The organism is Peribacillus sp. R9-11 (assembly GCF_031345095.1).
In the GTDB taxonomy this organism is placed as follows: Bacteria; Bacillota; Bacilli; order Bacillales; family DSM-1321; genus Peribacillus; species Peribacillus butanolivorans.
This window is the reverse complement of the sequence record NZ_CP133766.1, coordinates 1-15,928: the sequence shown is the minus strand read 5'-3', so window position 1 is coordinate 15,928 and position 15,928 is coordinate 1. Positions and strand designations below refer to the sequence as shown.

Below are 15,928 nucleotides of genomic sequence, written 5' to 3'. Positions count from 1 at the left end.
TTATTTACAGTTTATACAAGCGACCTGATCGAATTTTCCCTCAATATCCTCTTTGGAAATATCTTCGCTGGCTTCCATGTCTATTTTCCAATCTGAATCTTTTTCCCGGATAACTAAATCATTACTAACCTTGGTTCCATGCCCTGGGTTTTTATATGTTGTAAAGACGTAATACCAATCAAGTTCTTTATCAAAATAGACTTCATAACGGATATTTTCGCTTTTTAGTCCTGAATCTTTCTTTTGAGCGGTCTTTTTTATGTCGTATGTCCCATCCTCATATAAAAGCTCTTGTTTGGCTTCATAATCACGGTCCATATAAGCTTTTTCCCATTGGTAAGCGGTATTTACAACTTGCTCTGGCGGCTGCTGTTGTCCGCAACCTACCAGAACACCGAAAAACAAAACTACTGTTAAAAATTTGATCAAATTCATATGAAAGCTTCCTCCAATTCTGCTGTATTGTTTTTATCATCCTTTGTATTGAAGGCTTGCACCCATTCCGAGAAAAGAACGTCCGCTTTAATTTTGGCTGTCCTTCCGTAAATGTCTTCCATGATACATTCGCCTTCTGTGAGGTTCTTCAGCATATCCCTGTTGGCTTTGTTGTCCTCTAATCCCAGGTATTCAATGATATGGCCCGCTTCTTCTGCTGTTTTGGCTTTGAAAGCGAATTTTGTACCGATATTTTCTTTGATATCCGCTTTGTTATAATCCGATATAGATTGCGTTACAAGGTATACAGAAGACTTTAACGAGCGGCCCGTCCTTAACATTTCTTTAATGAGCTTGTGCCCTTGTCCTGTGCTTGTAAGCATCCAGGCTTCTTCAAATATGGTTAATTTCGTTTGGCTGTCATCCCTGGCGAACTTTGCCGCGAACTTGGCAAGCGGAATCATTAAGGCCACCGCTATATGTTCATCACGGTTTGAAGGTTTTTCCCCTTCACCTGGAAGTGTTAAATTCTGAATCTGAAGGATGTTTACTTGTTCGGAAAGGTTTATCCCTTTTACGTTCCCATCCGAGAAAAGAAGCTTTGCTGTGCCGTTTGTGCCGATTTCATAAAGGTAATTCCCGACATGCTTAACGGCTTCCAATGGATCTGCTTGTAATCGTTTGACTACTTTCAGCAATCCCGGCTTACTTTCTTCTTTTACAACCGTTCTTACCGCTTCTGAAATGGCTGTTTTAATTTCCCTTTCATCACCTTTGATTTCTGCCAAGTATTCAAGAATAGAAAGTGCCGTGTCCTGTGCTTCCTCTTTCTCCAAGAATGTAAGCGGGTCAAGCTTTCCTGCATCCTGTTTATCAGCTGAAAATGTAATGAAGTTGAACGAATTCACTATCTGGCTGAAAGGGTCATCCCCTTTGGCTAATTTCTTGAACGCTTTTTCAATTTCATTTTTAGGGTCTGTAATAAGTACCTTTGCCCCCATGAATAGCGCATTAAGTATGATAAGTTTCAGCAAGTAAGATTTCCCCATTCCTGTGGGTCCGCTTAAAGTGGAATGAGGGGAAGAATATTTACTCCCTTTCACTCCCAGGCGCGCTATGAATGGATCAAAGAAAACTAACTGTTTTGAATTTTCTAACCTTTCCCCTGGTAGTGAAATATCACGGCCTAGATAGAATCCCGTGTGATTTCCTATTTTCCTAGTGAGTGAGAATAAAGATTCTGCAAATGATTCTGGCGTTAAAAGCTGTTCCCAATCATTCGCCACAATCTCCGCTCCTGGTATAGCTTGGTGAAATAAAAGCAACTGATCCGCTAAAGGCTGCACAACCTCTAAAGATTGGTCTTCATATCGTTTAATGATTGATTTTGCCCGCGCTCTGCATTGTTCCTTAGTTGAACCATAGACAACAAATTGAGCGTGTGTTCTTATTAACGGTTTATTTTGGTTCTTAATATCGTTTTCAAGCTCATATAGGAGAACGCGGCCCTGGCTAATTAATGTATCTTCATCTTCATTCGCTTCTATAAGCTGTGCATCTTGTTCCCTGAACCGCTTTTTCATTTTGTTGGTTTCTTTATAATCCGGCTCCCGTCCCTTATATACCGCTCTTATATTCATTTCAACAGGGAAGCTGAAAGCCTGGAATGAATGTGCCCAGGAAGAATATAAAAGATCAATTGGCAATTCTGAAATGGGAAGGAAAGCGCAATATGATTCTTTTTCTATTTGCTCAATTTTCAGGAATCCCGCTTCCTTTGGGTCCAAAATACCTTCAGTAAGGCTATATAAGCCTTGTTTTGGCTCCGGTCTTCCATTGCCCCTCATGAACTGATAACGCACCATATACCGCATTTCTTCTTCTGTCAGGCGGTACGCTCCTAAATATGCGCTGATTTCTGAAAAAGCTTCTTCTTCATTTGATTTGAACTTCTTTTCGGCTTCCTGGACGTCAAAGCCTGCGCCCGCTCCTGTAAGATGTTTAATGGTCTGGTTTATCCCTTTAAAAGCTTTAAAAACTTCCTGCATTGGCCCTTCATCACTTAAATTTTCCTCTTTTAGCTTCACGCCTATAAAAAATTTGTATTCCACCGCGTCTTTTACTTCATCTGCCAAAATATCTTTGGCTCTATTTGCGTAATATCGTCCAATTTCAGCGTATTGCCCCTCATATCTCCCGCTTATGTCATCTATCTTTTTTGAAATATCAATTGGGAAGGGAATGATTTTATAGTCAATTTCCTCAAAAGAGGAAAGCTGCCATGATAATTTATTTAAACTATGGATCAACTTGTCTTCCTGCTCCCTATCGTTAATCCCTATAGAATTTTCACCTATTTTGTAATAGGCCCAGGCGTTATTGTCTTTGGTAAAAAAAATATTTGCTTTCATATGTTCAATCGGGAATTTAATCATTTATTTTCACCTCATATTGTCCGTATGATTGCTTTTTCTTCATTTGTGGCTGATACACCGCTTTATTGTTGCTGTAGCTGTACCGCCTGTTATAAAGGAATTTGAAGTATCCTAAAAAGAAACGATCTAACCGCTTTCCATTCACATTCTGTTTACATATCCACCCTGCTAACATCCAAGGAACTAGACCGTATACAACTACTTGAAATTGGAAAGGAATAATAGAATTTATTGATTTGTGAAATATCGCAATCACGCTTAAAATGAGAAGAGCGACAAGAATCTGTCGCACCTCAATTCCTTTGGAGAAAGTCAATGCCATATCGCCTTTTCCAAGCTTGTGTATGGTTATTGGCTTTTTCCATAACTTCCTATAACAGCGAGCTTTTTCCCTCACGATAAACCACCGCTTGTAATTAGCCCCCAAACAGAACTTGCTAAGTCTTCAAATTCTCCTGGATTAGCAACTACTACCCAGCAAACAATCCCGAAAATCAAACTTGAAAAGAAAGCTCCCCATCTTTGAGAAATAAACGCTCTGACCAATGAAACGAAACAAATAATTAAAATCACCGCTGCAATTTGTGCTGAAGCATAATCCGTAAATCCTGTTAAATCTGGCATATTATTTTCCTCCTAGTGTTTGTTTTAGATTTTCTACAAAATATTTTTCATTCTGCATGGAAAGAGTCAGTGTCATAGGCTGTTTAACCACTAAGCCGCTTTCCTGCTCTTTTAGTTCCACCAAAGCCTTTACATCCCATTTTCCTTTTCCGGCTTTATATACCGTTATTTCTTGCAAACCCTTGTACTGATATAACCCTTTCAAGCTTTCCGGCTTTTCCATCAAGTAAGCCATTTCTTCTTTTGTGTTTTCCGTATAAGAAGTAAGGAATTGAACGGTAAAATCCTTTATTTCTTCTGTTCTCTTAAAATCTTGTTTTGTTCTGGTCCCTTGATCCTTAACCGCTGCAAGCTTGCTTCCTGTTGGTATTGCTTCAAAGTATGGCTGCTCTATTACATTGAACGTTTCACCGTTTGTTCCAAGCGGTACGGCTATAAGCATTTCTTTTTTGATTGGCTGCTGTTCCTGCTGCTCTATAACTTCTGTTTTCTTTTTGCCTTTCTTTTCAATTTTTTTAACTTCCTTGATATTAATAACTTCATAGCTGATTCTGAAAAGTAATTCCGCTGATTCTGCCTTCACGTTCTCGATTTTATAAAGCTTTATATCCTTTAAAACCCGCTTCCCTTTGAAGTCTGCTAGATTTTCCACCCGATCCATTGATAATCCTTCAGCAAAGTAATTCTGAAGCTTTTCTTTCCGCTGCTCCCGGCCCTCCTTATCTGTCGGAATGGCTATATAGTCTTTTACAAACCTTTCTGCATAATCTTCACCAGCTGGAGAAGAAACAAAGGCCGATTGATTAATGTCTTTCATCTGTGCTTTTGCTTCACTTTGAAACCCATTAAGCTTTTCATTTATAAATCCTGTCCTTGTGAATGATGAAAAGGAAAGAAAAATCGTTGCCGCCAATACTACATAAAATCCACCAACTACAATGGTTCCGGCCTTATTCTTTTTTAGCTTCCTTTCTTGCTTTAACATCTTGGTTTTCCCAACTTTGAATTTACTTTTGAACGCTTCGGGTATTTTCACTTTGTTTAATCCCCCCTAAATTTAAGGCGTTTCTTACATAAACCCTGCGCGTATACGTGCCCGCCTTTTCTTCTTTCATTTTTCTTTTAATGAATATCTCACCAACCTGTAAATTTTTTATAGTGTTTGGATGCGCTATGAACCTTTCAACCCCTCTCACTGTACCCATTTCGCTGTAAACCTGGCGCAAATTGTGTTTTTTCTCGACCTGTGAAGTGATTTCTTGGTCTTCAAAGGTTCCGAACTGGCTTGCGAGCTTTTCCGCGTCTTCAGCATCAACACGACCTGTTGCCAAAATACCGCAATTGGAAATAATACGATTAGTAAGAAATGGCTCTACCGCGTCAATATCTGCTAGTGATTGCGTTGAAATGATACATTCAAAACCCGCTGACCTTGATTTATTCACAAGATCCACAATTTCACTGTTTCCATAAGCTGAAAATTCATCATATATAGTGAGTGTTCGCTTCATACCATTGGATTGACGGTATGCTACCAGGCTATTTACATCTAAAATAATGATCTTGCCGAGCTTTTTAATGTACTCCCTGTAACGGCTGCCGGATATGCTAAAAATCACTACATTTCCCTCATCCGTTATCTGTCTTAAATCAATTTCCTTATTAGAACTTACAAATAAATGGCCTAAATCACTTTCAAGTAGCTCTCCAAGCTGGTTTTTTAACCCTGTCAGGCATCGTTCCGCTTCTTCATCCGCAAGGATTGAGACAAAAATATCTTTTAGTTCCTGAAGGTTATCGTCTAAATATTTGACTGTCTTCTTTTGAATCTCCATAACCTTCACTTTTCTAGTTTTTTTCTTTTCGGATTTTTTCTTTTTGGTTTTTACCGCTGCCTTTTCCCTTTTTTTCGGGGTTTCTTCTGGCGTTTCTTCTGTTTCTGGCGGTATAGAACCGAAAAGGCTTGCGAATTCGTCTTCCTGGGTGATTTCCGCCTGTTTTGCTTCCTGTTCTGGCTCTGGAATCAGTCCCAGGGAAGCTAATTGGTCTTCTTCCTGGCTAGAATCTGTATTTTCTTCTGGCTGATCCTCTGGAATTTCTTCTACTCTTTCGACCTCCACTTCTACCTCAATTTCCTTTGTTTTTTCAAAAGATTGAAAAAACTTGAAAACTTCAAGGCCTGTAAGCTTATAAACGTTTTGAAGCTCTCTCTTGGTTCCTGTTTCATCTAGCAGCTTCACAACTAATTGAAGGTAGCGAGAACTGAAATTTTTATAATATGGTTCGCTCCATTCAAAAAGATTCATTATTTTGTCGCGTATTTCTGTCGGAGTACCATGTTTTATAGGATTGTAGGTGTATGAATCGACTTCAGAGAACATATAAACCTTTTTGCCGTATGCTTCACAAAACTTTTTAAACTCCTGCATGGCTGCATATTCGCCTTTTCCATCGACAAATATGATTGGCTTATCGTTTTTTAAAGCTCCTTCCATAACTGAAGCTAACAAAGTGGTTTTCCCTGTCCCTGTGCCCCCTACAGCTAACATATGGTAGTTAAATTCATTTCCTGAAAGCTCCACCCGCTCTTTAAATTCCGAATATCCTATAAAAGTATCTTTGGAATCGCTCTCCCTGTATTTCTTTTGCTGTTTATCAAGGAACTTCAGGCGGTTTTTTCTGAAGGAAACATACTTGCTTTCCTCTTTCTGTTTTTTAATTTCTGTTTGCTTTGATTTAACAGAATGCTTCCAGAAATACTTACCAAGTACGGAAAAGGCCATAATAAAAACCATTGAAAGAGCCAATACACTAAGATAAGATGAAAAATTCATTTCTAGTGGCTTGTGCGACAACTTTTCAATGGCTGGGACAACATACGGTACATTCATTTCTTTAAAAATGGCTAAATAACTTAATATTTTTCCTGTTAAAGCTTGAAAAATTAGAATCAGTGCGCCCGCTATACCTATATAGTGGGAAATGGATTCTTTTTTTAAGGCTTTCAGGACTGCAACTCCTATCATGGCTAGGATCATAGGAATAATGAAGAAGGCTCCTGCAATAATTCCTACACCCCATAAAACTAATTGTTCAATTTCCTGGTCCGCTGTCCCCTTCCCCTGTGGTTTTTCCATTTGTTGCTCCATTTGGCAACACCTCTTCCCATTTGTCTTTTAAAATGACTTCGGGAATATCGTAAACCTTGATTTTATCGCCATTGAGAAGCTTGTTTTTAGCCGTTACCACTCCATTTTTAATTTTTGTGGAGTTTGCAAAGTACCAAACCGCTGCATAATCACCGCTGGATAAAGCAGGTTCAAAAACTTCCTTGAACTTTTCGTCATATCGTTTTTGTTCCTTCTTATTTATTTCAAGCTCTATCCAGATTTTTTGAGTGGTACCATTTCCCCTTATATAGAAGATAGAATCAGGTATCCTCTCCCTATTTTCGTTATACTTTTTCAACTTTGAAGCATTATCGCCTTCCCCAATTGCTTCATATCTGATTTCTCTTTCAGATTTATAAGCAAATTCCAAACCCTTTTTTTTGGTGAAAAACTCATAATACAAAGCCAAATCCGTTAATAATAGCTCATGTTTAATGGTGTATAACGATAGTTTTGCTGGTACTGTTACATCAACTTCAACAAGATCCCTGGCTTCTGTGGTTCCGATATATACCCCAACTTTATGAGCTAACATTTCATGCCTGACAAAGCCGCGCTCCTTCAATTTCCTTAATCTGCGGTAAACAGCGTAGATATTATTCTCCTGGAACTTTAAAAAAATCTGCTGTGCTGTCACTGTCCCGGATTTCAAAATGAATTTTAGATAATTAATATCTTTTTCTTTAAGTGCGCTATACTTAATCACCATTTAATCAATCGACCTCTTTCTTCTTAATTAATGTTCACCTGCTTTCTAAAAATTCTACCAAATACCCATGCAACTATATACACAAAAAGCGTAAATAACTTTGCAATTAGAAACACCAACAACTTTATAAACAGAACCGCAATATAGAATACAACTGAATACGCAAATCCAATCAATCCTAACATTGGTATAAACACTCTAAAATTAATTAACTTCACCCCTCCCAGAAGCCGAATATTTATTCAACAAAAATCCAAAATATACATTCTTCCTACTCACTCCTGGAATCCCATCACCTCCCTAAAATTCAACCAAACCCAATCTCTTGAACTTGACCTCATCCCTTGAACTTGATCTTGAACTTATCCTTTGACCTTATCTCTTATCTCTTGAACTTATCTCTTATCCCTTATCTCTTATCTCTTATCCTTACCTCTCCCTTATCTCTTTCTTAACCTCTCCCACCCCAAACACTTATCTTGTCCCTGGCCCACATTTATCGAAGTAATAGAAGACCTCATAACACCAAAAGTACGTAGTACGTTGGGGGTATGAGGTCTTCTATTTGCCCACGAGATACATTTGGGCCAGTGACCCCCACCATATAAGGGTTTTGAGTTTTTAAAACCGTAAATAAAACCGTAACGCAATTTACTTTTTATTTCTCTTTTGGTTATTATTTCATTTACGGTTTTTGTTTGTACTTTTATCTTACTTCTTATTCTTCTTCTTTTCAAGGAGGTTTTCCAAAACAGGTAAAATTTCCTAATCGACTGACCTTTCATTTTGCTTGTCCTAATTTTCTATTTAACTTCCTGATCCATACGAAAAAACAACTTTCTAAAATTCAGCAGCCTTTTACTTTTTTGATTCTGGACCGTATGAAAAAATTTTCTATCTTTATAAAACTGTAAGTAACCATAATGGAACATTCAGTTTTCAAGGAGGTTACACATTGAATATTTTTTCGCATAAAAAAAAGACTGAAGCAATCAATTCAGCCAAAAATTAATATTAATATCGTTATCAATTTCACTCGATATTTTTGATATTTGTATCTATCCAACCATTCACTTTTTCGTGCATGGTAAGGATCACAATGGATGATTTCACCTGCTGTTTTTATGCAATCATTTGAAATGACGAAAAATAGTCTAATAGATTAGACAGTTTGTCTTATACAAATTACCTTTACATTGCATTTACTATAGAATGTTAACATTAAGGAGGTGTTTTAATTTGGCAGATATTCTTACAACAGGACCAATGAGGGTTCCCGGTCGAATAACAGGTGATCCTGCTGGTGGACCCCCAAACGTAGTTGCTGTTTCAATTAAAAATCCAACTACCAAAAATTTCACAATAGAATTATTTGGTGATGTTTGTCCTCCTAACTCCACAACTGAAACTACTTTTCCTTCTGGTCCTATTAACATCCCTAACAATAGCTGTTTTAGAATAAATTTTCTTATTGTTCAACCAGATGCTATCCTTCGTTTTTTTGCTAAAGGAGACTTGGATGAAGATGCAGAGAAACTTGAATTATCGTTCGTCGGTAAAAGAACAAGTGATCTAATGCATGAACCAACCATGTTCTTCCGTCATGACGATCTTATTGAAGTCGAAGACGAGGATATTCATCAAGATCCTCCGGCAACCGGAAATGCTTGGGTAATAGGATAATTACCAAATCAAAAAGAACAGTTCGACTTTATATAGTCTCTATGAAAAGACTACCTTGTTGAGAAAGAGGTAGTCTTTTCGCTTTCTTACTAAATTCATATTTTATATAAAACTCTTATTTAATATAATGCTAATTTAAGGAAGTAGCTAAAAAAGCCAAACCCATGTGTATAAGGGGTTTGGCTCTTAATCTTTTTTTATCGTTTATTCAGAAATTTATACAACCTTGATGTAGCAAGGGTTTGCTAGCTTGTAAGATTCAAATTGATATTGATATCAATTTTTCATTCAATATTTTTTATATTTGCATCTATCCAATCATTAACTTTTTCGTGCATGGTTTTCGTAGTGTCCACTACTTCATGAGCTACATATGAAATTACAGAAAAAAGTGAAATGTGCTGATCATTCAGTTTAGAAATATATTTCTGAATCATCTTTAAACTTTTTTGCCTTCCAGGATCAAGTAAACGAATTACCTCTGAATCCACCATTTGAATAAAGACGTCATGATTTCTAATACCAGCAATCAGCAGCATAGTTGTGGCTAAACTGACGCTACAATCCATTGAATAAGCCAAGGCTGAAATTCTTTCATGTTCGCAAGCTTTGAATCTTAAATGAAGCCTTTCCTTCTGAATGATATTCCTCTTCTGGATTACCTCTGCTTCAAGATCACCTCTAAAAATCGTATTATCGTGCCTGTAGTCTCTTTTGAAGTACATGGACAAGCCCTCAATGCATTCCCTGGAATTGAAAGCTGCCATTATTATTTTTTCCCCTATATCCTTCACAGGCTGATTCAAAATATAGGATAGATTATGAACACATTCATGTAAAGATTGTGAGATTGTTGGTTTGATATCCCTTTTTTTATCTGACCGAACTTTTCTTTTTGTTGTCTGGCTTCCCTCTTTCATAAGCCCTTTCCCCTCCCAAAAGTGAAAATACCCTATGTACACTATCCATATGAACCTGAAATATGAACTATTCCAGAAGAAAGGGAGATGTTTAATAATTCTGAATTTCGGCCATGCTTGTACAATCAAATTACATAAAAAGGAGTATGGATCATGGCTAAACAAAAAGTGAACATGACTAAAGAAGAAGGCAAAGAATTATTAAAAAAAATTCTCGCTCATTCAGAAAAAAAAGGAATCCCGACTTTTCCCAAAAAGAAAAAGAATGCCTGAAGCAGTTTCCGTTCCAGGCTCTTAATGCACTTCACTTTAATTTTAACTTTATCTCATATACTATAAAAACGCGTTTTAATTTTAGAACCCCATATAGTAATATTATGTAGTGGTCTTCCATTACTACCGCACTCCACTATCGTTCCGTTTGGTTTGCCGATTAAACTACCGTATCCTAAAGAAAACCTGTTTAGCAAGTATAAAGAAAAATCAAAGAAGCTGACAGTTGAAGAAGCACATACAAAATTAACATTCCTTTTCAGAAAGGAGTTTTAAATGTACATAAACTACAATTTTTAATCAATCTCCGATTAGACAGGTGAGTTAGTAAAATACATACTAATACTCCCAAAGCAGGGTGATTGAGTGGAATCTCTAATAAGAAAAAGGATACTTTTCAGCATCCTCACTGTTGTAGATATGTACCCTAATTATCAGAAAAATCATCTTGTTTGGGACGTTTATTCGTTGCATAATTCCATAGTATTAAGGTACATCCAACAAGTTCAGCAGTAAGAGATACGATAAATCCTAGTTGATTTCCGACCGTGATACCATACAGGAGTCATCCTAAGAACGTCAAAACGATAAGAGTATGTATCAATCGTTAACTTGACTTCTAATCCCATCCTTTTTAGTAGCTTTTCTTCATGTATCAGTTAGATCAGATCAAATACAGGAGTATCCTCTAATTCTTACTATATGATTTGTTTGTCTTGATATAGTTCATACAATCTTCTGTAACAATCCACTTGCTACCGAATCGTCTAAAGCTTCCTGTAGGCAAATCAGCATCCTTATTCTTGAGCCACCATCTAATTGTATCTACTGGTATGTTGTAGCGCTCAGAAGCTGTTACCATGTCCATGATAGTACTGTCATTTAAGTTTATTCCCAACTTAAAATTTCCTCCTTGTTCGCTTTGTATATCATCTACTTCACTGCCTCTGATAAGGTCACGAAATACAGTTGCTATCCTACTTATATCCTTCATTATAACCTTTTTCTTCACAGATTTTAAAACCACTAAATTGAGTTTCTAGTCCCAAATTTGTAACTGATTCCTCAAGATCGTATTTAAGCAAATCCTTCTGCTTTTGAGTTAGATTTGGTGTTAATGTGCTTTCTACTATTTTATTAAGAGTGTCACTGATTTTCATGGTTGTTATTTTCAACTTTATTGGATAGTATTTTCATATTTTCATCTATCTACACACACGATCTATATGGGTAATACAACCACTCGTCAACCGGACCCTTGACATTTTCGGAAAATTACTAACTATGTAACCATATTACTATTACATATTACAAACAACGTAATACTTTCATACTTATGTTTTTATAACAATATTTAGTTGTAGTGGTTCAGAATACCATTCAACCTTCCATATTTATCCCGCACAGATTTTTAATCAACTCGGTGACTACATACCTTGTTAACCTAGAATCACTTAGAGTGGCTTTTGGGGCTATGAGAACAATTCCCTTACAAATACACCAAGTTATTTGTCGTTTATGCCTTGAAAAATAGCATCCTCAATGGCTTTGGATTTTGTTCTTTCAACTGGCGTTATCGTTTTAACTTGCTTTAGACGATGTTCTCTATTCCATTCTTAATATTTCTTTGTTTGGACTAAGCGAATGTCATTACATCTTCAACTGTTTTAATCATATTCATTCTAGACTAGTGGCTACCTATTCATAACGTAAGGAGAAGACAATATCATGTTAGTTTTTATCATAACGTATTCAAATAGGACGTTAATAACACCATACCCTAACTTTAAGCCTCTCAGCTTCGCAATCATGTCCTTTTCCGATGAGGTAAGTTATATGCCTTGATTTAGTTCTAAAATTTGTAGCTTTGGCAAAGTTAAACTAGATAATGTATAAGTTTTTCATTTTCCGTTTTCATCGTTATATCTCCTGAGGCTTATTTCCATTCCAACCAGTTATAGAAAGGAATATCCTTGATTTGTTTTGATTCAGCTTGCTCAAGTATTGCCTCAGACCTCTCAGCTTGACTCATGCGCTTAGATTCTTGCAAAGCTGACTTAGCGCCTTCTTTAACTTTACGAAACTCTAGCGCTTCAATATGCCTTGCTAGGGACGTTGCTAGATAATCTCTGAAACTATGTACCTTGCCTTGATTATATTTGTCTACGACTTTACGAATTACAGACTTAAAGCTTCTGTCTGATAATTCATTCTTAGTAGCTTCTCTTAGCAAATTAATAGTTAAATTAATAGTTTCTTCGTTATGTATTGCTGAACTATCTCCCGAAGGGGATGTTCGCTTATCATCATCAATGTAATCTATATTATTGTATATATTATTTAGTTCAGTGTTAGTTAATTCAGTATTACTCGTGTGTAATTTTTTCACTTCCGAAAGTGTATTTTTTACACTTCCTTGTGGCTCTAGCCTTCCGGAGCTTTTCGAGCTCTCCGAAGAGGCTTCCGAGACAATAACCTGCTCTTGTTCGGATTCGACTTCGTAAACATAATTCATAAATTCTGATTCATTCATGATGTCTAGGATGTAGATGTTATTCGAGCGATTACAGCCATTTCTTACCTCTTCGATCAGACCAATCTCGACTAATTCCTTTTTAAGCTTGATTGCAGTCTTATTAGAGACATTAAGCATGTCCATAATGGTTTTAACACTATAGTATTGAAAAATACAGCCTTCGCTGTCGTACCAGTTATTTTTGATAGATAGATTATTTCTGTCTAATAATAGACCATAGAGTTGTTTGGCGTTGTTGCTCATCTCTTTGTATGGGGAAACGTAGTACAAGAATTTTGGAATCTGAATGTGTTTTATGCGTAGATGTTCATTGACTGTCCTTCTTTTAGTTGTTGCTATTGGCATTTTTTGCATTAAAAAAATCCTCCCAGTATAGAAAAAAGGCAGGATTTCACATATCAAATCTATTTACACCAAATATATACCTATGGTATTATTAGTTCATAGATTTAATATACGAATTCCAGAGCGCTCTAACCTTCCATTCCGCCAAGTTTGAAAAGGTTAGGGCGTTTTCAATTTCTATGTAGTTTTTTTGTTTAATTGCTATAATTCTAACATTATTCTACGAGATTAGACAAGATGAGAATTGGTTATAAGGTAATATTATGCCATTTAAATGCTGATGTCAAGGAAATGCTTGACGTTGATTTTAGATGTGTTTCTTCAACTGTCAGCTTCTTTGATTTTTCTTATACTTTCTTAACAGGTTTTCTTATACATCTAATACTGTCTTATTATTTATTAATATTTCAGTTACTTGTTCAGTAATTGTATTACTTTTAAATGTTACATCTTTTGATGTTTAATATTATCATTGTTTGTTACAAGACTAAGACTTGGTTAAGTTTTACTTACTGGTATCAGAACACCTCTTGCATCTTATTCATATCAGCTTCCCATAATAGTCATTGGAGATATAACGATGAAAACGGAAAAAGAAAAAGTAACACGTAATACTATGAATCTTCTAAAGTCACAGGATGTGACCTTAGAGTTTACATATTACTTAATATTTTGTTGTAATCATGAAGAAACAGATAAACAAGTTATAAGTGTGCTTACTATAAGCACACTTATGTAATGTTGTTATTTAGTTCTCAATAGATCAACTTTCCGTAAAATTTATTAACAACTTGGACTACATGTAAGATTGAAAAATTGGATAACTTTATACACACATTTTTAAGAAGTTTTAGAAAGACATGAAGAAAAAAAAGGTACAGTATGCACCTTCTCAATGTGTTATTTAGAACTACTTATAATGCCTGATACTTGCTTAAGACCACTCCTTATTATTTTTATTTCTTCTCTAATTCATCTAATAAAGATTCGATAGCTTCATTTAGAAACATAGTTTTGAATCCACGTTTCCCTTTAGCAAGTTCATCTAGACGTTTCGATAAGTCATTTCTGAAAAGGAATGTAGACCTTGTATGTGTTTCTTCAACTGTCAGCTTCTTTGATTTTTCTTCATACTTGCTTAACAGGTTTTCTTTTACATCTAATACTGTCTTATTATTTATTAGTGTTTCGGTTTCTTGTTCAGTAGTTGTATTACTTTTAAGTGTTACATCTCTTGTTTTATGTTTAGTATTATCATTGTTTGTTACAAGACTTGGTTCAGCTTTACTTACTGGTATCAGAACATCTCTTGCATCTTTCTTCTGTTTCTTCTTTAAACTTTCCTCAAATGACATTACTCATCAACTCCTTAATTAGTGGTTGATACTCTTTCATAATCTTCTTAATATCGTTATTATCTTTAAATCCTAATGCTGGCAATTTACCAACGATAGCCGAGCGTTTAATAACTGTATCTAAGCACAATTCACCATATTCTTTTTTGACTAGATTCGAATAATACTTGTTATCGCTTCTTCTTCCATCGATTAAATTACGCACTATTCCTGCTATCTTTAAGTCACCATTAACTCTATCTTTAACAACTTCAATTGTCTTAAGGTAACTTCTTAATGAACTATAGCAAAATTTACTTGTTTCAAACATGATTAAAACGTAATCACTTGCTGTCAATGAAATGATAGATAATTCACCCAATGCAGGGGGATTATCTATGATTATGTAGTCGTAGTTGTCGGCAATTTTGTCGAGTGCATTCTTAAGCGCGTAATGATATTCTTTCCCTTGATTTTTTAATTCAACGTGGAAGTAAGGGGCGAGTGTATTTACATTTTCATCGCCACTAAGGATGTGAAGATTGGGGTTGATTTGCAAGACGTACTCTGTAGCATCTTCTGCAAGAATTGCATCATAAACCGTTGTGCCACCGAACTCAAAGATGTCTTCTGAGCCTGTCAGTAATTGCGTTAGATTGCCTTGTCCATCCATATCAACAGCTAATACTTTGTGCTTCTGACTAAGTTGATAGACTAAGATACTTGCTGTAGTGGATTTTCCGCAACCCCCTTTCTGTATACCAACAGAAATAACTTTCGCCACAATGATACACCACCTTATTAAAATAGATTTACCACGATTATACAAATGGAATACGAGTGAGTCAACTTGTTAAGTATAAGTATTACATAATAAGTAATATGTAATATGAATAATTTTTTGTAATGATATTAAGGTTATTTTTTTATATGTGTACAAAACGCATACAAACTAATGTGAAGGAACAAAAAACTGGCGGCTTGCCGTAAATGGAACAGGAACCAACGGAATGTTGGCGCTAGTCATACAGTCCGTTGGTTATCGGGCCGTTTAAGGCCGAAGCAATTAGATATTTAAAAGCCGTCTAATGACGGATCTGACTCAAAACTGTACTCTTTCGTTCTACTTTAATAATGTAAATAATCCATATTATGTAAACTAAACACTGATAGTAAATCTGGCTTGTTTTTATCAAATGTTAATACATATATACACGTTTTCTATTTATACTGTGTGTTTAACATATTAAAATCGCTAATAATGTTAAACACTAATTGATAGAATGAAAAAACACAATAATATACACTTGAAAATTACTGTATTGCATCCTCCAAACGGCGCATGGCTTCTGCTGCTATTAGATAAACGAACATTCCTCCTTATCTGAAGCCTGGATGCGCCCCCTTCCGGTGAAGTCGTTTAAACAAACCATTAATGAAGTTTATTTTCTATATTTCAACAAA

At 35.8% G+C, this 15,928-nt stretch carries 13 protein-coding genes; 1 reads left to right on the top strand and 12 read right to left on the bottom strand.

Annotated elements, in window-relative coordinates:
• The 7 genes from RE409_RS30300 to RE409_RS30270 are packed head-to-tail and all read right to left on the bottom strand — an operon-like array spanning nucleotide 1 to nucleotide 7,373.
• A complete protein-coding gene (locus RE409_RS30300; RefSeq protein ID WP_309559685.1) occupies nucleotides 1-435 on the bottom strand; it encodes a hypothetical protein in 435 nt (144 codons plus the stop codon).
• Nucleotides 432-2,870: an ATP-binding protein gene (locus RE409_RS30295; RefSeq protein ID WP_309559684.1), complete on the bottom strand. Its 2,439-nt coding sequence runs from the start codon at nucleotides 2,868-2,870 to the stop codon at nucleotides 432-434. Before RE409_RS30295 ends, RE409_RS30300 begins: the two co-directional genes overlap by 4 nt.
• Nucleotides 2,863-3,267: a TcpE family conjugal transfer membrane protein gene (locus RE409_RS30290; protein ID WP_309559683.1), complete on the bottom strand. Its 405-nt coding sequence runs from the start codon at nucleotides 3,265-3,267 to the stop codon at nucleotides 2,863-2,865. The genes RE409_RS30295 and RE409_RS30290 overlap by 8 nt, the downstream gene beginning before the upstream one ends.
• On the bottom strand, nucleotides 3,264-3,494 hold the full coding sequence (locus tag RE409_RS30285; protein ID WP_309559682.1) for a TcpD family membrane protein: 231 nt from the start codon (nucleotides 3,492-3,494) through the stop codon (nucleotides 3,264-3,266). The genes RE409_RS30290 and RE409_RS30285 overlap by 4 nt, the downstream gene beginning before the upstream one ends.
• A 1-nt stretch (nucleotide 3,495) precedes the next feature.
• On the bottom strand, nucleotides 3,496-4,530 hold the full coding sequence (locus RE409_RS30280) for a conjugal transfer protein (RefSeq protein WP_309559681.1): 1,035 nt from the start codon (nucleotides 4,528-4,530) through the stop codon (nucleotides 3,496-3,498).
• Complete coding sequence (locus RE409_RS30275) at nucleotides 4,502-6,643, bottom strand: TraM recognition domain-containing protein (protein WP_309559680.1); 2,142 nt, start codon at nucleotides 6,641-6,643, stop codon at nucleotides 4,502-4,504. The genes RE409_RS30280 and RE409_RS30275 overlap by 29 nt, the downstream gene beginning before the upstream one ends.
• The gene (locus tag RE409_RS30270) at nucleotides 6,588-7,373 is read right to left on the bottom strand and encodes a hypothetical protein (protein WP_309559679.1); all 786 of its coding nucleotides are present in this window, start codon (nucleotides 7,371-7,373) and stop codon (nucleotides 6,588-6,590) included. The genes RE409_RS30275 and RE409_RS30270 overlap by 56 nt, the downstream gene beginning before the upstream one ends.
• 1,239 nt (nucleotides 7,374-8,612) lie before the next feature.
• Here RE409_RS30270 and RE409_RS30265 point away from each other — a divergent pair.
• A complete protein-coding gene (locus tag RE409_RS30265) occupies nucleotides 8,613-9,056 on the top strand; it encodes a hypothetical protein (RefSeq protein WP_309559678.1) in 444 nt (147 codons plus the stop codon).
• A 284-nt stretch (nucleotides 9,057-9,340) separates the two neighbouring features.
• On the opposite strand, the gene RE409_RS30260 is transcribed toward RE409_RS30265, so the two are convergent.
• The 5 genes from RE409_RS30260 to RE409_RS30240 all read right to left on the bottom strand — a co-directional run bounded on the left by RE409_RS30260 (nucleotide 9,341) and on the right by RE409_RS30240 (nucleotide 15,248).
• On the bottom strand, nucleotides 9,341-9,976 hold the full coding sequence (locus RE409_RS30260) for a hypothetical protein (RefSeq protein WP_309559677.1): 636 nt from the start codon (nucleotides 9,974-9,976) through the stop codon (nucleotides 9,341-9,343).
• Nucleotides 9,977-10,937: 961 nt separating this feature from the next.
• Nucleotides 10,938-11,147 (bottom strand): helix-turn-helix domain-containing protein, encoded by a 210-nt coding sequence (locus RE409_RS30255; RefSeq protein WP_309559676.1) that lies wholly within the window; start codon nucleotides 11,145-11,147, stop codon nucleotides 10,938-10,940.
• Between the two features lie 1,038 nt (nucleotides 11,148-12,185).
• The gene (locus tag RE409_RS30250) at nucleotides 12,186-13,139 is read right to left on the bottom strand and encodes a replication initiator protein A (protein WP_309559675.1); all 954 of its coding nucleotides are present in this window, start codon (nucleotides 13,137-13,139) and stop codon (nucleotides 12,186-12,188) included.
• 947 nt (nucleotides 13,140-14,086) lie between these two features.
• Entirely contained in the window at nucleotides 14,087-14,485 is a 399-nt protein-coding gene (locus RE409_RS30245; RefSeq protein WP_309559674.1) for a hypothetical protein, read from the bottom strand.
• Complete coding sequence (locus RE409_RS30240; protein ID WP_309559673.1) at nucleotides 14,475-15,248, bottom strand: ParA family protein; 774 nt, start codon at nucleotides 15,246-15,248, stop codon at nucleotides 14,475-14,477. The genes RE409_RS30245 and RE409_RS30240 overlap by 11 nt, the downstream gene beginning before the upstream one ends.
• Nucleotides 15,249-15,928 lie beyond the last annotated feature (680 nt).